At 58.6% G+C, this 16,998-nt stretch carries 18 protein-coding genes; 6 read left to right on the top strand and 12 right to left on the bottom strand.

Annotated elements, in window-relative coordinates; translation table 11 throughout:
* Positions 1-101: 101 nt before the first annotated feature.
* Together rnt and pyrC are read right to left on the bottom strand one after the other, a co-directional pair.
* Complete coding sequence (rnt, locus tag ACWR1S_RS07095) at positions 102-779, bottom strand: ribonuclease T (RefSeq protein ID WP_007916667.1); 678 nt, start codon at positions 777-779, stop codon at positions 102-104.
* Positions 776-1,822, bottom strand: a complete 1,047-nt coding sequence (gene pyrC, locus ACWR1S_RS07090) for a dihydroorotase (protein WP_007916661.1) — start codon at positions 1,820-1,822, stop codon at positions 776-778. The genes rnt and pyrC overlap by 4 nt, the downstream gene beginning before the upstream one ends.
* Positions 1,823-1,982: 160 nt before the next feature.
* Between pyrC and ACWR1S_RS07085 the strand changes: the two genes are divergently transcribed.
* Positions 1,983-2,894, top strand: coding sequence for a flagellar protein MotY (locus ACWR1S_RS07085; RefSeq protein ID WP_454562951.1), 912 nt, complete (start codon positions 1,983-1,985; stop codon positions 2,892-2,894).
* Between the two features lie 129 nt (positions 2,895-3,023).
* A complete protein-coding gene (locus ACWR1S_RS07080) occupies positions 3,024-4,241 on the top strand; it encodes an argininosuccinate synthase (protein WP_129395322.1) in 1,218 nt (405 codons plus the stop codon).
* Positions 4,242-4,374: 133 nt separating this feature from the next.
* Here ACWR1S_RS07080 and ACWR1S_RS07075 read toward each other — a convergent pair whose 3' ends face one another.
* Positions 4,375-5,091 carry a hypothetical protein gene (locus ACWR1S_RS07075; protein ID WP_454562950.1) on the bottom strand — a complete coding sequence of 239 codons (717 nt, stop codon included), beginning with the start codon at positions 5,089-5,091 and terminating at the stop codon, positions 4,375-4,377.
* A 510-nt stretch (positions 5,092-5,601) separates the two neighbouring features.
* Here ACWR1S_RS07075 and ACWR1S_RS07070 point away from each other — a divergent pair.
* Complete coding sequence (locus ACWR1S_RS07070) at positions 5,602-6,228, top strand: response regulator transcription factor (RefSeq protein WP_007916656.1); 627 nt, start codon at positions 5,602-5,604, stop codon at positions 6,226-6,228.
* Between the two features lie 89 nt (positions 6,229-6,317).
* On the opposite strand, the gene ACWR1S_RS07065 is transcribed toward ACWR1S_RS07070, so the two are convergent.
* From ACWR1S_RS07065 to metG, 8 genes are all read right to left on the bottom strand, one after another.
* The gene (locus tag ACWR1S_RS07065; RefSeq protein ID WP_007916654.1) at positions 6,318-6,494 is read right to left on the bottom strand and encodes a PA3496 family putative envelope integrity protein; all 177 of its coding nucleotides are present in this window, start codon (positions 6,492-6,494) and stop codon (positions 6,318-6,320) included.
* Positions 6,495-6,600: 106 nt separating this feature from the next.
* Positions 6,601-7,239, bottom strand: coding sequence for an endonuclease III (nth, locus tag ACWR1S_RS07060; protein ID WP_077574364.1), 639 nt, complete (start codon positions 7,237-7,239; stop codon positions 6,601-6,603).
* Positions 7,236-7,817 carry an Rnf-Nqr domain containing protein gene (locus tag ACWR1S_RS07055; RefSeq protein ID WP_454562949.1) on the bottom strand — a complete coding sequence of 194 codons (582 nt, stop codon included), beginning with the start codon at positions 7,815-7,817 and terminating at the stop codon, positions 7,236-7,238. The genes nth and ACWR1S_RS07055 overlap by 4 nt, the downstream gene beginning before the upstream one ends.
* Positions 7,814-8,419, bottom strand: a complete 606-nt coding sequence (locus ACWR1S_RS07050) for an RnfABCDGE type electron transport complex subunit G (protein ID WP_454562948.1) — start codon at positions 8,417-8,419, stop codon at positions 7,814-7,816. Before ACWR1S_RS07050 ends, ACWR1S_RS07055 begins: the two co-directional genes overlap by 4 nt.
* Positions 8,416-9,399 carry an RnfABCDGE type electron transport complex subunit D gene (locus tag ACWR1S_RS07045; protein WP_454562947.1) on the bottom strand — a complete coding sequence of 328 codons (984 nt, stop codon included), beginning with the start codon at positions 9,397-9,399 and terminating at the stop codon, positions 8,416-8,418. Before ACWR1S_RS07045 ends, ACWR1S_RS07050 begins: the two co-directional genes overlap by 4 nt.
* Positions 9,386-10,594: an electron transport complex subunit RsxB gene (gene rsxB, locus ACWR1S_RS07040; protein WP_454562946.1), complete on the bottom strand. Its 1,209-nt coding sequence runs from the start codon at positions 10,592-10,594 to the stop codon at positions 9,386-9,388. The genes ACWR1S_RS07045 and rsxB overlap by 14 nt, the downstream gene beginning before the upstream one ends.
* Complete coding sequence (locus ACWR1S_RS07035) at positions 10,591-11,160, bottom strand: electron transport complex protein RnfA (protein WP_454562945.1); 570 nt, start codon at positions 11,158-11,160, stop codon at positions 10,591-10,593. The genes rsxB and ACWR1S_RS07035 overlap by 4 nt, the downstream gene beginning before the upstream one ends.
* 132 nt (positions 11,161-11,292) lie before the next feature.
* A complete protein-coding gene (metG, locus tag ACWR1S_RS07030) occupies positions 11,293-13,344 on the bottom strand; it encodes a methionine--tRNA ligase (protein ID WP_454562944.1) in 2,052 nt (683 codons plus the stop codon).
* A gap of 155 nt (positions 13,345-13,499) precedes the next feature.
* Between metG and apbC the strand changes: the two genes are divergently transcribed.
* Positions 13,500-14,594: an iron-sulfur cluster carrier protein ApbC gene (apbC, locus tag ACWR1S_RS07025; protein WP_095123282.1), complete on the top strand. Its 1,095-nt coding sequence runs from the start codon at positions 13,500-13,502 to the stop codon at positions 14,592-14,594.
* A gap of 131 nt (positions 14,595-14,725) precedes the next feature.
* Here the strand turns inward: apbC and ACWR1S_RS07020 are convergent, their stop codons facing one another.
* A complete protein-coding gene (locus ACWR1S_RS07020; RefSeq protein WP_454562943.1) occupies positions 14,726-15,484 on the bottom strand; it encodes an SDR family oxidoreductase in 759 nt (252 codons plus the stop codon).
* A gap of 163 nt (positions 15,485-15,647) precedes the next feature.
* On the opposite strand from ACWR1S_RS07020, the gene ACWR1S_RS07015 reads away from it, so the two are divergent.
* The gene (locus tag ACWR1S_RS07015; protein WP_454562942.1) at positions 15,648-16,379 is read left to right on the top strand and encodes a HugZ family pyridoxamine 5'-phosphate oxidase; all 732 of its coding nucleotides are present in this window, start codon (positions 15,648-15,650) and stop codon (positions 16,377-16,379) included.
* 65 nt (positions 16,380-16,444) lie between these two features.
* Positions 16,445-16,921: an FxsA family protein gene (locus ACWR1S_RS07010; RefSeq protein ID WP_160059232.1), complete on the top strand. Its 477-nt coding sequence runs from the start codon at positions 16,445-16,447 to the stop codon at positions 16,919-16,921.
* The last annotated feature ends 77 nt before the right edge of the window (positions 16,922-16,998 follow it).

The raw sequence follows: 16,998 nt of genomic DNA, 5'->3' as shown, positions 1-16,998 counted from the left end.
ATTTTGATTTCTTGCGGCCAAAGGTCAAGCAAAGAGTCTTAACTGATCGGCATTAGCCCACGTGGCCGGTTTTTTTATGTGCGGGATTTACTTGACGAGCATCAGTCGTCGAAATCTTCCCAGCCGCCCATCTGTTTCCAGCGATTGACGATGCCGCAGAACAGCTCAGCGGTTTTCTCGGTGTCGTAACGCGCGGAGTGCGCTTCACGGCCGTCGAAATCGATGTCGGCGGCCTGGCAGGCTTTTGCCAGTACGGTTTGACCGTAGGCAAGACCGGCCAGCGTTGCGGTGTCGAAACTGGAGAACGGGTGAAACGGGTTGCGCTTCATGTCCAGTCGCGCGACGGCGGCATTGAGGAAGCCAAGGTCGAAGCTGCTGTTGTGGCCAACCAGAATCGCGCGCTTGCAGCCATTGGCCTTCAGCGCCTTGCGAATGCCACGGAAGATGTCGGTCAGCGCGGTTTCTTCGCTGACCGCCATGCGCAGTGGGTGATCCAGCTTGATCCCGGTGAACTCCAGCGCCGCTGCTTCAATGTTGGCGCCTTCGAAAGGCTCAACGCGGAAGAAGTAGGTGTGATCGGGGTAAACGAAACCCTTTTCATCCATGGCGATGGTGGTCGCAGCGATCTCCAGCAACGCATCGGTGGCCGAGTTGAAGCCGCCGGTTTCTACGTCGACGACCACCGGCAGGTAGCCGCGAAAGCGTGCTGCCATCGGGTGACGGGAACCGCCGCCGCCACTTTGACCGTCCAGTTCGTCGTCGAAATGGTCTTCACTCACGCGTGTTCCTCCAGCAGGCGCCAGCGCAGTTTTTCACCGGCGCGCAGCGGGATAACGGTCAGCTCGCCAAATGGCAGGCTGGTCGGGGCAGTCCATTCTTCACGAACCAGGGTGATGCGATCGGTGTTCGCCGGCAGGCCGTAGAAACGCGGGCCGTTGAGGCTGGCGAAGGCTTCGAGCTTGTCCAGCGCGTTACGCTGTTCGAAGGCTTCGGCATACATTTCGATGGCAGCGTACGCGGTGTAGCAGCCGGCGCAGCCGCAAGCAGCTTCCTTGGCGTGCTGGGCGTGCGGTGCCGAATCGGTGCCGAGGAAGAACTTCGCGCTGCCACTGGTGGCGGCGTCGAGCAGGGCTTCCTGGTGGGTATTACGCTTGAGGATCGGCAGGCAATAGAAGTGCGGCCGAATCCCGCCCACCAGCATGTGGTTGCGGTTGTACAGCAGGTGATGCGCGGTGATGGTCGCGCCAACGTTGGCCGAAGCCTCGTTGACGAACTGCACGGCGTCGCCGGTGGTGATGTGTTCGAACACCACTTTCAGCGTCGGGAAACGCTCGACCACACGGCGCATGTGCTCATCAATGAAGATTTTTTCGCGGTCGAACACATCGACGTCGCCACGGGTGACTTCACCGTGGATCAACAGCGGCATGCCGACTTCGGCCATGGCTTCGATCGCTGGCAGAATCTTGTCGATACTGGTCACGCCGGAATCGGAATTGGTGGTCGCGCCGGCCGGGTACAGCTTGGCGGCGTACACGAAACCGCTGGCCTTGGCCTCACGAATTTCTTCGGGCTGGGTGCGGTCGGTGAGGTACAGCACCATCAGCGGCTCAAAGCGACTGCCAGCCGGGCGGGCAGCGAGAATCCGCTGGCGATAGCCGTCGGCTTCAGCGGCGTTGCGCACCGGAGGTACCAGGTTGGGCATGATGATCGCGCGGCCAAAAGTGCGCGCAACATCGGCAACGGTATTGGTCAACACGGCACCATCGCGAAGATGAATGTGCCAGTCGTCGGGACGCAGCAGGGTCAGGCGGTCGGACATGAGGGGATTCCAGGCGGGTCAAACTGAGGCGAATGCTACCGGAAAAGACTCTTGCAGGCACTCGCTATCAAGTTTTGCCGGAAGCTTCCGATATCCCGTAGGTATGCCGTAAACATAGTGTGAATCGGTCTTTGTGTTTCAGAAGCCAATGGAGCCTCCCGTGCGCCAGCGTTATTTAGCCTTGCTCAGTGTGTTTGCCAGCCTCCCCGCGATGGCGCTCACGTACCAGACCCGTCTGGAGAACATTGAGTGGACGGTCGCCGGCGACAAGTTCGAATGTCGTCTGACCCAGCCGATCACCGATTTCGGCTCGGGTGAGTTCGTGCGCAAGGCGGGCGAGCAGGCGATATTCCGACTGAATGCCTACAACGCCATGCTCGGCGGCGGTTCGGCGACCTTGCTGGCAGCGGCTGCCCCTTGGCAGCCGGGCCGTGGTGACATCAACCTGGGCTCTGTGAGGCTGGGCAGTGGCAACGTGCTGTTCAGCAGCTCGCAGTCGCAGGCCGGTGGTCTGATCAGCGGATTGCTGGACGGTCGCAGCCCGGTAGTACGTCGCGCATCTGGAGATGGCCGCGTCTCGGAAGTCCGCTTGCTGCCGGTCAAGTTCAGCAAGGCTTTCAACGACTATCAAACCTGCGTGGCGAAGTTGCTGCCGCAGAGTTTCGACCAGATCAAGCAATCGCAGATCGGCTTCCCCGGCGAGGGCGTTGATCTGGACGCCGCCGCCAAGGCCAAGCTGCAAGTGATGCTCGAATTCATGAAGGCCGACCCGACGGTCAATCACATCGAGCTGGATGGCCATTCCGACAACAGCGGCAATCGCCTGACCAACCGTGAACTATCACGCCGCCGGGCGCTGGCGGTGGTCGATTTCTTCAAGGCCAACGGCATTCAGGAGTCGCAGATCACTGTACGTTTCCACGGCGAGCAATATCCCATTGTGCCGAACACCAATGCGGCCAATCGCGCGAAGAACCGTCGGGTTAATGTGAAACTGGCGCGCGTGGCGCCTGTCAGCCCCGCACCTGCGCCTCAAGCGAGCACGCCAGCCAGCACTGCAGCGACTTCCTGACCCGCCGGTCATCGTCGCGCTCTCGACAGATTCTGTCGCTTTGTCGTCTTAAGCTGTCGCGCCTCTGTAAATTATCGCGTTTGAGCGGTAGACTCCTCGGCTTTCCGTAGAACCCCGTGGAGTGATGGCATGGCGGACGTAAACAAGGTCGTTCTGGCGTATTCCGGCGGCCTGGACACTTCGGTGATCCTCAAGTGGCTGCAGGATACTTATAACTGTGAAGTGGTGACCTTCACCGCTGATCTCGGTCAAGGCGAAGAGGTCGAGCCGGCCCGCGCCAAGGCCCAGGCCATGGGCGTCAAAGAAATCTACATCGACGATCTGCGCGAAGAATTCGTGCGTGATTTCGTGTTCCCGATGTTCCGCGCCAACACCGTTTACGAGGGCGAGTACCTGCTGGGTACTTCCATCGCACGTCCGCTGATCGCCAAACGTCTGATCGAAATCGCCAACGAAACTGGCGCTGACGCCATTTCCCATGGCGCTACCGGCAAGGGCAACGACCAGGTGCGTTTCGAACTGGGTGCCTACGCGCTCAAGCCAGGCGTAAAAGTGATTGCCCCTTGGCGCGAGTGGGACCTGTTGTCCCGCGAGAAGCTGATGGACTACGCCGAGAAGCACGCAATCCCGATCGAGCGCCACGGCAAGAAGAAGTCTCCGTACTCGATGGACGCCAACCTGCTGCACATCTCCTATGAAGGCGGCGTACTGGAAGACACCTGGACCGAGCACGAAGAAGACATGTGGAAATGGACCGTCTCCCCGGAGAACGCGCCTGACAAACCACAATACCTGGAACTGACCTACCGTAACGGCGACATCGTTGCGCTGGACGGCGTCGAAATGACCCCGGCCACCGTACTGGCGACGCTGAACAAGATCGGTGGTGCTCACGGTATCGGCCGTCTCGACATCGTTGAAAACCGTTACGTCGGCATGAAGTCCCGTGGCTGCTACGAAACTCCGGGCGGCACCATCATGCTGCGCGCTCACCGCGCCATCGAATCGATCACCCTGGACCGCGAAGTCGCTCACCTCAAAGACGAGCTGATGCCGAAATACGCCAGCCTGATCTACACCGGTTACTGGTGGAGCCCTGAGCGTCTGATGCTGCAACAGATGATCGATGCTTCGCAGGTCAACGTGAACGGTGTTGTGCGGCTGAAACTGTACAAAGGCAACGTGATCGTGACCGGCCGCAAGTCCGACGATTCGCTGTTCGATGCCAACATCGCGACCTTCGAAGAAGATGGCGGTGCTTACAACCAGGCTGACGCGGCGGGCTTCATCAAGCTCAACGCGCTGCGCATGCGCATTGCGGCCAACAAGGGCCGCAAGCTGTTCTAAGCGTTTCGGTCTGATGCGTAATGAAAAGGGCGGCCCTGTCATCGAGACAAGGTCGCCCTTTTTGCATAATTCTTTGTCAACCTCAGCTTGCACCCAGGTGCTGTTCTTCGCCTGTGTGGCTTCAACTCATCGTTCATGCCCGCCCCAGTAGCGTCACGGCTTGTGAGCACAGGTTGTAAACGATACAAAGCGTTTTGCCTGAGCCTTTCTTGACGTGTTTGATCTGCACAAGTGCATGCTGCGTCAGTACGACGTCCGATACGTGATTGGAAAGAAACACAACTATCCGCGCAGTTTTTCTGTCGAGGTTGCGGATATTTTCCAGAATGGTGGCTAATTCTCTCGAAGCATCGATATCCCGTGCATCGATGAGGTGCAGGTCGCTGATCCATGCCGGCAACTGAATGTTGTGCTGAACAATCAGGCTCGATTTTGTGTTGATGTCCGACGGCGGATCAGGTGCGTTGTGGACTTTGCACGAGTCTTTGCATTCGCCCGCGCCTGACTCGCTCGGGACGACACAACTGGACAGTCCAAATGTGCCTTGCGCGGATGAATCCACCGTCGGCGTGCTTCGTTTGTTCTCGCGAATATTGCTGTCGATTGTTCTTAGAAAGTTCTTGTCTTTGCCAAAGTCTGAAGGTGAATAGAGAGAACGGTAGTTGAAGTTTAGAGTGATAAAGAAAAGAAATAACAAGTAGAACGGGAAGCTGATCAGGAACCACACGTAAATCTCCCTGTCCTTATTGTCCAGAAATGGCAGGGACACGGCTGCTGATGTTTCCGAGATGGCGGCGAATATGGCAATCACTGTCATTGGGTTGGTGATTTTGCTTTTTATCTTCAGCATGTTTTTACTCTTTTGTCTGGTCTTTCTCATGATTAATCAGTTTGTGTGAGTTGTAGTGTCTGGTTGTGGTGGTTTAGATATTTATCTTTATAGCAAAAGTATTTGTTCGGGTATAAATATCTTGTTTCAAGTGTTTATGTTCTGCTTTGAGTTAGAGCGACCGGAGTCGCGGCTGTGACTTTGTGTTTCTAATTATCTGTTAGTGTTTTTGGCCGTCCGCGGGTCAAGAGATGTCAGCATCATTCAGGCGTGATGGACCTCCGCGAGGATGGTGATTTTTGCGCGATTAGTCGTGATTTGTAACAAGTTGAAAAGAGGAATACTGCCTCGGCGAAGAGAGAAACGGCGTCGGATGTTTAGAAGGGTAGAGGCTTTTTGTAGGATTAATCCGCGATGACTGTAGGGCATGTCTCTCGATGCAAGTGCGTGTTAACCCTGGCATGCCATAGGGCAAGTCACTGGGCTATTGTGCGTGTTCTAAAAATTCGAACAGCGAAACTGGACTTGCCCATGAATAAAGTGCTGATCGTGGATGATCACCCTGTCATTCGTCTTGCGGTACGTATGCTGATGGAACGTCATGGCTACGAAGTCATCGCAGAAACTGATAATGGTGTGGATGCGTTGCAACTTGCTCGAGAACAAATGCCGGATATTGTCATTCTGGACATTGGAATACCAAAACTTGATGGTCTGGAAGTTATCGCGCGCCTGACTTCAACGGCCATGCCGATTAAAGTGCTGGTACTGACTTCCCAGGCTCCTGGGCATTTCTCAATGCGCTGCATGCAATCGGGGGCGGCCGGTTATGTCTGTAAACAGCAGGATCTGACCGAGTTGCTCAGCGCAATCAAGGCCGTATTGTCCGGCTACAGCTATTTTCCCAACCAGGCTTTGCATACAGTGCGCACCAGTCTGGGTAATGCCAGTGAAGCAGACATGGTGGATCGTCTGTCCGGACGGGAAATGATGGTGTTGCAGCAGTTGGCACGCGGGAAGACCAACAAGGAAATCGCCGATGGCATGTTTTTGAGTAACAAAACCGTGAGCACCTATAAGACGCGCCTGTTGTTGAAACTCAATGCGCGTTCTCTGGTTGATCTGATCGAGTTGGCGCAGCGCAACGGTCTGGTGTGAATGTATCGATGGCTGACAGGGTCATGGGCCGATCGAACTCAGCGGGTCGCAGAAAGTGAAAAGCCTCCGGTTCGGGAGGCTTTCAAATATCAGTCATCAAAATCGTAATCGGCCAATTGTTTTTGCAGTCGGCGCTCCTCAAGCAGATTATCGATGGTGCGGCGCTTGCTGAGATTGGTTTTGGCGACTTCGACCACAGGTTCGGCGTCATCAGTTTCTGCAGCGATATCGTCATCTACATCCAGTGGCTCTTTGTCGCTACTCATCAGCTAACTCCCGGCTAAGAATGCCTTTGGCGCCCCTTATATCGACATTTCTGCGGCGGGTAAAAAAGATTTTTTCAATCGACTTATCAATTATTCCAATAGCCGGTCAATCGTCAGAAGTTTTGTCTTTGTACTCGCACAAGTCCTCAATGCGGCAACTGCCGCAGCGCGGCTTGCGGGCCAGACACACATAGCGGCCGTGAAGAATCAGCCAGTGATGAGAATCGAGCAGGAATTCCTTGGGCACAAACTTCATCAGCTTCTTTTCCACCTCGACGACATTTTTGCCCGGTGCAATGCCGGTGCGGTTGCTGACACGAAAAATGTGGGTGTCGACGGCCATGGTCAGTTGCCGGAAAGCTGTGTTGAGTACGACGTTAGCGGTTTTACGGCCCACTCCCGGCAAGGCTTCGAGCTCTTCACGGGTTTGCGGAACCACGCTCCCATGGCGCTCGACCAGCAGGCGGCAGGTTTCGATGACGTTCTTGGCCTTGCTGTTGTAGAGGCCGATTGTCTTGATGTATTCGGATAGACCTTCGACACCCAAAGCGTGGATGGCCGCTGGCGTATTGGCGACCGGAAACAGCTTTGCCGTGGCCTTGTTGACGCCGACGTCGGTCGACTGTGCTGAAAGAATCACGGCGATCAGCAGTTCGAACGGCGAGGAGTAGGCCAGCTCAGTCTTCGGCTCGGGATTGTCTTCGTGCAGGCGGCGGAAGATCTCCAGACGTTTTGCAGCATTCATGGGCGATGCGTTTCCTTGGATATCGAGTGCGGGCGAGTCAACGCCTGACGCGCCGCCAGCAGCAGCGCCAACAAAATAAAAGCACCGGGGATCAAGGTGATCAGGTGCAGCCCTTCGCTAAATACAACAAGACCTGGCCAGTCTTCGGACAGCCCCCGGCCGAGACTACCGTGACCGATGAGTTCACGCAGCCCGGCGAGCAGCAACATCAATCCACCGAACATGCCGCAGAGTTTCAAGCGCTCGACCAGCGATGAGCGCCAGAAGCCATTGTGTTCCAGTACCACGCATTGCAAGGCGATCAGGCCGGCATAGAGACCGAATGTTTGCTGCCAGGGCAGAAACCAGCGTTGCGCCAACAGGTCTGCACAACTGGCGAAGGTCGCGGCGAGCAGCACGCTGGCCAGCAATGCGCTTGTGCCAGTGAGGCGAGATCGTAAAACAGGCATGCACACGCCATACAGGCCCACGACACTGGCGAATATCAATAATGCCCCCAGTGCGCCTGCCAAGGAGTCACTGGTGCCAAGCAGCAGTGTCAGCATCAAAGCCTTCGAAAGGGCTGGCGAGCGATTCATGTTCCGCTCCCCAGCAGTGCCGACCGATGTTCATCGAAGTAGCGCAGCGCATCATGTATTGCGCCGATGGCTGCGCGAGAGGTGATGGTCGCACCGGCGATTTGATCAAATTGTCCTTGATCCTTTTTCAGCGCCCAGCCTGCATCGGTCGGCGCGCTGGCCGATTGGCCGGTAAACGTTTGCAGCCAGGTATTCGGCCAATCTCCCAGGTGCCCACCGAGTGCTGGCGTTTCGGTTTGTTTGAGGGTTTTCACCCCCAACAATTTGCCGTTGGCATCGATGGCAATCAACAGTTCGATGGCGCCCGCATAACCTCGGGTTTGACTGCGCAGCAAGATCGCTACGGTCTGCCCGCCTCGTGTTGCGCGATAACCGCCAGTCAGGGTGCTGTGGTTCAAGGCTGTGTCTGCCAAGGCCAAAGGCTGGTCCAGCGGTTGGTTGTCGTAGGCTTCGATCGGGAGTAGATCAAGCAGTTTGCGGCTTTCGATCAAGCGCTGTTCGGCGGCAATCTGCGCTGCGTTAATGCGCTGTAAGGAGTACGTCGCACCGATGCCGATGACCGCCAGCATCAACACAAGCAGCGCGCTGCCCGTGCGGTTCATGGATTCACCTGTGCTTGACGGTCAGCGGCAAATCGCTCCAGCGCCGGCACGCAAAGGTTCATCAGCAGCACCGCAAACGCCACGCCATCCGGATACCCACCCCAAGTGCGAATAGCATAAGTCAGCAGCCCGACGCCGGCACCGAACAGCAGGCGGGCGAGCGCGGCTTTGGCCCCGGAGACCGGTTCAGTGATGATGAAGAACGCGCCCAGCATGGTCGCGCCACTGAACAAGTGGAACAGCGGCGAACCCTGCGAGTCCGACCCGGAACCATTCCAGAACAGCAGGCTGACAACAAACAGGCTGCCGAGCATGCCTGCCGGTGCGTGCCAGCCGAAGACCCGGCGTTGCAGCAAAAACAGCCCGCCGGCCAGAAACGCCAGATTCACCCATTCCACACCGTGTCCGCCAAAGCGACCGAACGCCGGATTGCTGGCGAACAGCTCGTCCATGGTCAGGCTTTTGTTGATGCGCAGGCTGTCCAGCACGGTAGCCTGCGCCCAGGCGTCAGGGGACTGGCCGGCGCCAAACACCTGTTGAAACGCGGCCGTCAGATCCAGGCCATGGGCCGGCCATTGGGTCATCGGCTGCGGGAACAGCACCATGGCCAAGGCAAACCCGAGCATCGCCGGATTGAACGGATTTCTACCGACGCCGCCGTACACGTGCTTGCCAAACAAAAGACCCGAGGCAATCGCTGTCACTGTCAGCCACCACGGGCAATAAGGTGGCAGGGCGGCAGCCAGCAATGTCGCGCTGACCAGCGCACTGCCGTCGCTTAGTGTCGGCTGCATTGGCTGTCGACGCAGTCGTGCGACGCCGGCCTCGACCATCAGCGCGGTGACGATCGTCAGCAGCAAATTGATCAATACCCCCCAACCGTACAGCCAGAACAGCGCCAGCAGCCCCGGCAATGTCGCCAGCAGCACCAGCCTCATCGCCTGTTGCAGGCGATTGTCGGGCGTCTCAAGGGGCGACATGATCTTGCACCTGGCGCTCGGCGTCTTGCAGGCGAGCGCGGGCCTTGTCGAGCATTTCAGTCGGTGTATCGGCGCGTCGTTCGAGTTTGTTGAAGTCTGCCCGGGCGTAGGCCAATTCGGTTTTCAACTGGCGAAGCTGGCTGTCGATCGGGCGTTTTTCGACGCGCACCAGGTCAGGCAACGGCTGATCGCTTGTGGCTTCGGCGGCGTGCAGGGCCTGCTCAGCATCGCTTAATGCTTGTTCAAGCGCGGCGATCAGCTCCGGCGCCACTTCGGCGGTTTGGGCTTTTTTCAGTTCGGCGCGGCGCATGGCCAACTGGATTTTCGCCCGTTTCAGATCGGCGTCTTTGGCTGGGGCAGGCACAACGGGCGCTGGCGCAGCGCTGCTTTCAACGGTTGCCAGAGTCTGTTCGGCCGCTTCGAACTGCTGCTGCAACACGATCAATTGCACCTGCTGCTCGAACGTCGGCGGATGGCCAAAGGCCTTCAGCGATTTGTGCAGTTGCGCGCGGCTCATGGCCACATCGATTTTGGCTTTCTTCAGCGCCGCATCCGCGGTCGCCGCTTTCTGTGCACGCACCCGCTCAAGCGCTGCCTGCACCGGATCGGTTGCGCTTACTTCAGGTTGCGCCGCCCGTTTCGCCCGCGCTTCACGCTCTGCCTGCTTCTGTTGTTCTTCGCGTTGCAAGCGCTCGTTTCGACGCTCGAAACGTTGGCGTGCGTGATCGCGTTTGGCCGCCCGTGCGCGCTGTTCTTCAAGACTGAAGGCCAGCCCGCCAACCACCGGCAACGTGTTCGATGGCAATGGATGCATTTCAATGCAATCTACCGGGCACGGCGCAACACACAGATCGCAACCGGTGCATTCGTCAATGATCACCGTGTGCATCAGTTTCGCCGCGCCGACAATCGCGTCGATCGGGCAGGCCTGAATGCACTTGGTGCAGCCAATACATTCGGCTTCGCGGATGAACGCCACTTGCGGCGGCGCTGCGCCGCGACTGATGTCCAGTTCCAGCACTGGCACTTTCAGCAGTTCAGCCAGCGCGGCGATGGTTTCGTCACCGCCTGGCGGGCACTTGTTGATCGGCTCGCCCTCGGCGATGCCTTGTGCATACGGTTTGCATCCGGGATGGCCGCATTTGCCGCATTGGGTCTGCGGCAGAAGGGCGTCGATGCGTTGAATCAGACTCATGTTTTGATCAGTCCACTGAATCCGAGAAAAATCACTGCGATCAGTCCGGCGCCAATCAGATCGATCGGCAGGCCGCGAAAGGGCAGGGGAATATCGTTGTCGGCCGTGCGTTCACGCAAATCCTGGAACAGGCTCAGCACCAGCCAGAAACCCAGCCCGGCACCGAGACTCAGCGCTGTCGCCTGCAGCAGGCCTCGATCGTTTTGCGCGTTGAGCAGTGCCAGCCCGAGCACACCGGCATTGCCCAGCAACAATGGCCACAAACCTTCGAAGGGCAGATTCGGCAGCTTGCGCGCCAGCAGCTTCAACAATGGCGCAATCAGCAACACACTCAACGGCAGAAACACGAACAAGCGCAGGCCTTGCAGCTGCAGCGGCACCAGCAGCCAATGCCAGATCGCGTAACCGCTGACGCCGACGATCAACATCAGACACAGCGTCGCCAATCCCAGCGCGTGTACCTGACGACGACTGCCCGCCAGCAGCGGATCGACGCCCAGCGGCCAGTGCAACACGAAGTTGTTGAGCAGGGCGGCGCTGATCAGCGTAAGCACGAGTTCGGTCATGGTTTTGCCAGAGAAACGGGCGGATGTCTCATAAGGTTAGGCATTATCCGGCAGCCATGACGGCTGGGCCAGATATGAAAAATCCCACCGGCATGCGGGGCACGCCGGTGGGATCGATTTACCGCAGTCGCATTACTTGATGCGTTGACCCGGTTTGGCACCGCTGTCGGGACTCAGCAGGTAAATCTCTTCACCGCCAGGGCCGGCGGCCATCACCATGCCTTCGGAGATACCGAACTTCATTTTCCGTGGCTTGAGGTTGGCGATCATCATGGTCAGGCGACCGTCGAGTTTGGACGGATCCGGGTAAGCGCTCTTGATGCCGGAGAACACGTTGCGTTGCTCGTCACCGATATCGAGGGTCAGGCGCAGCAGCTTGTCGGCGCCTTCCACGTGTTCGGCCTTGACGATCAGCGCGACGCGCAGGTCGATCGCGGCAAAGGCATCGAAGTCGATTTCCGGCGACAGCGGATCCTTGGCCAGTTCGCCATTGCCGGCCGGGGCGGCGGCGCCGGTGTCGGTCTGGCTGGCGGTCAGGTCTTCTTTCGAGGCGTCGCTCATGGCTTGTACTTTTACCGGGTCGATGCGGGTCATCAACGGCTTGAATTCGTTCAACTGGTGGTTGGCCAGCAGCGTGGTGTGGTCGTTCCAGGTCAGCGGGGCGACGTTGAGGAACGCTTCGGCATCGGCGGCCAGCAACGGCAGCACCGGTTTGAGGAAGATCACCAGTTGGCGGAACAGGTTGATGGCGGTGGCGCAGATCGCCTGGACTTCATCCTGCTTGCCTTCCTGCTTGTTCAACGACCATGGCGCCTTGTCGGCGATCCAGGCGTTGGCGCGGTCGGCCAGGGCCATGGTTTCCCGCATGGCGCGGGCGAAGTCGCGGGCTTCGTAGGCGTCAGCAATGCTTGGCGCGGCAGCGAGGAAAGCCTCGGTCAGCTCAGGCGCAGCATTGGTGTCGACCAGCAGGCCGGCGTTGCCTTTTTGAATGAAGCCGGCGCAACGGCTGGCGATGTTGACCACTTTGCCGACCAGGTCGGAGTTGACCTTCTGCACGAAGTCTTCGAGGTTCAGGTCGAGGTCATCGACACCGCGGCCCAGCTTGGCCGCGTAGTAGTAGCGCAGGTATTCCGGCGACAGGTGATCCAGGTACGTACGGGCCTTGATGAAGGTGCCGCGCGACTTGGACATTTTCTGGCCGTTGACGGTCAGGTAGCCGTGCACGTTGATGCCGGTCGGCTTGCGGTAACCCGCGCCTTCGAGCATCGCTGGCCAGAACAGCGCATGGAAGTTGACGATGTCCTTGCCGATGAAGTGGTACAGCTCGGCAGTGGAGTCTTTGCCCCAGAACGCGTCGAAATCCAGCTCCGGCGTGCGGTCGCAAAGGTTCTTGAAGCTGGCCATGTAGCCGATCGGCGCGTCCAGCCACACGTAGAAATATTTGCCCGGCTCGCCCGGGATCTCGAAGCCGAAGTACGGCGCATCGCGGGAGATATCCCACTGTTGCAGGCCGGCATCCAGCCATTCGGCGATCTTGTTGGCAACGGCGTCCTGCAGGGTGCCGCTGCGGGTCCAGGCTTGCAGCATTGCCTGGAAGTCCGGCAGTTTGAAGAAGAAGTGCTGGGAATCCTTGAGCACCGGGGTGGCGCCGGAGATTGCCGACTTCGGATCCTTCAGGTCAGTCGGGGCGTAGGTCGCACCGCATTTTTCGCAGTTGTCGCCATACTGGTCTTCAGTGCCGCATTTCGGGCAGGTGCCTTTAATGAAGCGGTCGGCCAGGAACATTTTCTTTTCCGGGTCGAAATACTGAGTGATCGAGCGCTGGGCAATGTGTCCGGCGTCACGCAGCTTGATGTAGATCTGGCTCGACAGCTCACGGTTTTCTTCAGCGTGAGTGGAGTGGAAGTTGTCGAAATCAACGAGGAACTCGGCAAAGTCGGCGCTGTGTTCAGCCTGCACATTGGCGATCAGTTGTTCCGGGGTGATGCCTTCCTTTTCCGCGCGCAGCATGATCGCCGAACCGTGGGCGTCGTCGGCGCAGACGTAGATGCATTGATTGCCACGATGCTTCTGGAAGCGCACCCACATATCGGTCTGGATATATTCCAGCATATGGCCAAGGTGAATCGAACCGTTGGCGTAGGGCAGGGCGCTGGTGACGAGGATCTTGCGTGGTTCGGACATGTGGGGCTTCGCTACTTGATGAAACGGAGGTCGGCCACTATAAAGCGCCGGGCAAGATATTTCACCCCTGCAAATCGTTGCCGGGCGTGCCGTCCGGAGGATAGAAGGGGTAGGATAGCCGCCATCTTTTCCCAGTCTTGTTATCGGAGTTGCCCATGAGCGCCGTCACTCGCGCAGCGGTGGAAGCCGTCCTCAGCCAATACACCGACCCTTACCTGAACCAGGATCCGGTCAGCGCCGGTTGCGTGAAGCACATCGAGATCGTCGGTGATCGCGTCAACGTGCAGCTGGAAATCGGTTACGCCGCCGGTCTGTTCAAGAGCGGCTGGGCGCAATTGCTGCAACTGGCCATCGAAAACCTCGACGGCGTGGTGATCGCCAAGGTTGAAGTGAACAGCGTGATCGCCGCGCACAAGGCGCAGGCGCAGATTCCGGGGCTGGCCAACGTCAAGAACGTGGTCGCCGTGGCCTCCGGCAAGGGCGGTGTGGGCAAGTCGACCACCGCCGCCAACCTCGCGCTGGCCCTGGCCCGCGAAGGCGCCAAGGTCGGCATTCTCGACGCTGATATCTACGGCCCGAGCCAAGGCATCATGTTCGGCATCCCCGAGCGCACCCGTCCCGAGGTCAAGGATCAGAAGTGGTTCGTGCCGCTCAAGGCGCATGGCGTGGAAGTCATGTCGATGGCGTTCCTGACCGACGACAACACGCCGATGGTCTGGCGCGGGCCGATGGTGTCCGGCGCGCTGCTGCAACTGGTCACGCAAACCGCATGGGGCGATCTGGATTATCTGGTGATCGATATGCCGCCGGGCACTGGCGACATTCAGTTGACCCTGGCGCAGAAAGTCCCGGTGGCCGGCGCGGTGATCGTCACTACTCCGCAGGATCTGGCATTACTGGACGCGCGCAAAGGCGTGGAAATGTTCCGCAAGGTCAACATTCCGGTGCTGGGCGTGGTGGAAAACATGGCTGTGCACATCTGCTCGAATTGCGGGCACGCCGAGCATCTGTTCGGTGAGGGCGGTGGTGAGAAACTGGCAACCCAGTACGGTGTGGAGCTGCTGGCCTCGCTGCCGTTGTCGATGCTGATCCGCGAACAGGCCGATGGCGGCAAGCCGACGGTGATCGCCGAGCCGGACAGCCAGATTGCCATGGTCTATCAGGAACTGGCCCGCCACGTCGGCGCGCGCATTGTGTTGCAGGAAGCGGCGACACCGGCGATGCCGAACATCACCATCAGCGACGATTGATGCATCCGCAACACCGATAACCCTGTAGGAGTGAGCCTGCTCGCGATAGCGGAATAACATTCAACAGATTTGTTGAATGAATGACCGCAATCGCGAGCAGGCTCACTCCTACATTTGTTTTGTGTTGGCAGTTAGATCCGCAAGCCGCCATCCATCTCCAGAATCCGCCCGGTGTAGTAGTCGTTTTCGAAAATGTACGCCGCCGAATGGGCGATCTCTTCCGGCTTGCCCATGCGCTTGAGCGGAATCCCCGAGGTCATTTTCTCCAGCGCTTCGGGTTTCATGCCCAGGGTCATCTCGGTTTCGATGAAGCCTGGCGCAATGCCGGCGACACGAATGCCGTAACGCGCCAGCTCCTTGGCCCACGTCACCGTCGCCGCGGCAACGCCAGCCTTGGCCGCGGAATAGTTGGTCTGGCCAACGTTGCCCGCACGCGAGATCGACGAAATGTTGATGATCGCGCCAGTGTTCTTCAGCTCGACCATTTTCGCCGCCACTTCACGGGTGCAGAGGAATACGCCGGTCAGGTTGACGTCGATGACGGCCTGCCATTGTGCCAGGCTCATTTTGGTCATTTCGCCGTCCTTGACCTTGAGCAGCAGGCCATCGCGCAGGATCCCGGCGTTGTTGATCAGGCCGTGGATCGCGCCGAAGTCGGCGGCAACCTGAGCAACCGTGTGCTCGACCTGTTCTTCATTGGCCACGTTGCACAGGTAGCTGCGCGCCTCGACGCCTTTTGCCTTGCAAGCCGCCACCGCGTCGTCGAGTTTTTCCTGATTGAGGTCGACCAGCGCGAGCTTCGCGCCTTTGCCGGCGAAATACTCGGCCATCGAACGGCCCAAACCCTGGCAACCGCCAGTGATAATGATTACTTTGTCGTTGAGTTGCATTCGCATGCCCCGATAGCAGGTCTGAGTAGTTTTTGTTTTCAGCGACGCTCGATCTGCCCCGGCCGTGGCTGGGTTGCACATCAGAATTGCCCGCTGGCGTGACGGGACTTGATCCCGGGCGCCCGTCCGTTTTTTCGACGGATTCTATTTAAGGAGTCATAAATTGAGCGTTGAAGTGGCGAAGAATGCCCGAGAATTGCTTCTCAAGGAATACCGTGGAGTGCTGTCGACCCACTCTAAATCGATGCCCGGTTTTCCCTTTGGCTCCGTGGTGCCGTACTGCCTGGACGAGCAGGGGCGCCCGCTGATCCTGATCAGCCGTATCGCCCAGCACACCCATAACCTGCAAAAAGATCCGAAATGCTCGTTGTTGGTGGGTGAGCGCGAAGCCGACGACGTTCAAGCCGTTGGTCGCCTGACCTATCTGGCCGAAGCGCAAAAGCTTGAAGACGCCGCTGCCATCGAAGCCGCTGCCGAGCGTTATTACCGCTATTTCCCCGATTCGCAGAACTACCACAAGGCCCACGATTTCGATTTCTGGGTGCTGACCCCGGTACGTCATCGCTACATCGGCGGTTTCGGCGCGATCCACTGGGTCGATCAACTGACCCTGGCCAACCCGTTTGCCGGCAAAGCCGAAATCAGCATGGTCGAGCACATGAACAGCGACCACGCCAAAGCCATCGCACACTACGTCGACCTCGCCGGGCTGCCGAAAAGCGTGCCGGCGCAATTGGCCGGCATCGACACCGAAGGCATGCACTTGCGCATCGGGCAGGCGCTGTACTGGCTGCCGTTCCCGGCACCCTGTAATACGCCGACACAAGTGCGCGAAGCCCTGGTTTCATTGGCTCACGCCGAGGTCTGGCCAAAAAATGAGGGGGTCGGCGCTTGAATTCACGAAAGGGCGACGTCATCTAAGGCTTACTGCAAGGCATTTCTTGCGTTGAGGAAACTTTGATGCGCCCTTTTCTGTTGCTCTTTCTGCTGTTTCCGGTGCTGGAGCTGTTCGTATTCGTCAAAGTGGCAGGGGCTATCGGGTTTTTCCCGGCCCTGCTGCTGATCATTGTCGGCTCGATGTTCGGTGTGTTCGTGCTGCGCGTCGCCGGTCTGGCCACCGCCCTGCGTGCCCGTGAAAGCCTGAACCGCGGCGAACTGCCTGCGCAAACCATGCTCGAAGGCCTGATGCTGGCGCTGGCCGGTGGTCTGTTGATCCTGCCGGGCTTTATCAGTGACGTGGTCGGTCTGGTCATGCTGCTGCCGTTCAGCCGTCGACTGCTGGCAAACAAAATGCGTCAGCGCGCCGAAGAGCAGGCGATGCGCCAGCGTGCGTTCGCCGACGACCTGCAACCCCGTGGCGGTCCTGCACCGCGTCAGCCTCTGGGCCGCGAGGGTGATGTGATCGAAGGCGAGTTCGAACACCGCGACAGCAAGTAACTGCGTTATCGACACGGCACCTTCGGGTGCCGTGTTCGTTTGTGGACCTCCAGAGTGAAAAATTTTCTGGGTTCGCC

The sequence above is a fragment of the Pseudomonas sp. AIG genome (genome assembly GCF_977020205.1).
This window is presented reverse-complemented; position numbering and strand designations above follow the sequence as displayed.

What these genes read in the sequence shown, in the direction of transcription:
- pyrC (WP_007916661.1), bottom strand. Translation starts at nt 1,822, where the DNA reads ATGTCCGACCGCCTGACCCTGCTGCGTCCCGACGACTGGCACATTCAT.
- ACWR1S_RS07080 (WP_129395322.1), top strand. Translation starts at nt 3,024, where the DNA reads ATGGCGGACGTAAACAAGGTCGTTCTGGCGTATTCCGGCGGCCTGGAC.
- ACWR1S_RS07075 (WP_454562950.1), bottom strand. Translation starts at nt 5,091, where the DNA reads ATGCTGAAGATAAAAAGCAAAATCACCAACCCAATGACAGTGATTGCC.
- ACWR1S_RS07070 (WP_007916656.1), top strand. Translation starts at nt 5,602, where the DNA reads ATGAATAAAGTGCTGATCGTGGATGATCACCCTGTCATTCGTCTTGCG.
- ACWR1S_RS07065 (WP_007916654.1), bottom strand. Translation starts at nt 6,494, where the DNA reads ATGAGTAGCGACAAAGAGCCACTGGATGTAGATGACGATATCGCTGCA.
- nth (WP_077574364.1), bottom strand. Translation starts at nt 7,239, where the DNA reads ATGAATGCTGCAAAACGTCTGGAGATCTTCCGCCGCCTGCACGAAGAC.
- ACWR1S_RS07055 (WP_454562949.1), bottom strand. Translation starts at nt 7,817, where the DNA reads ATGAATCGCTCGCCAGCCCTTTCGAAGGCTTTGATGCTGACACTGCTG.
- ACWR1S_RS07050 (WP_454562948.1), bottom strand. Translation starts at nt 8,419, where the DNA reads ATGAACCGCACGGGCAGCGCGCTGCTTGTGTTGATGCTGGCGGTCATC.
- ACWR1S_RS07045 (WP_454562947.1), bottom strand. Translation starts at nt 9,399, where the DNA reads ATGTCGCCCCTTGAGACGCCCGACAATCGCCTGCAACAGGCGATGAGG.
- rsxB (WP_454562946.1), bottom strand. Translation starts at nt 10,594, where the DNA reads ATGAGTCTGATTCAACGCATCGACGCCCTTCTGCCGCAGACCCAATGC.
- ACWR1S_RS07035 (WP_454562945.1), bottom strand. Translation starts at nt 11,160, where the DNA reads ATGACCGAACTCGTGCTTACGCTGATCAGCGCCGCCCTGCTCAACAAC.
- metG (WP_454562944.1), bottom strand. Translation starts at nt 13,344, where the DNA reads ATGTCCGAACCACGCAAGATCCTCGTCACCAGCGCCCTGCCCTACGCC.
- apbC (WP_095123282.1), top strand. Translation starts at nt 13,500, where the DNA reads ATGAGCGCCGTCACTCGCGCAGCGGTGGAAGCCGTCCTCAGCCAATAC.
- ACWR1S_RS07020 (WP_454562943.1), bottom strand. Translation starts at nt 15,484, where the DNA reads ATGCAACTCAACGACAAAGTAATCATTATCACTGGCGGTTGCCAGGGT.
- ACWR1S_RS07010 (WP_160059232.1), top strand. Translation starts at nt 16,445, where the DNA reads ATGCGCCCTTTTCTGTTGCTCTTTCTGCTGTTTCCGGTGCTGGAGCTG.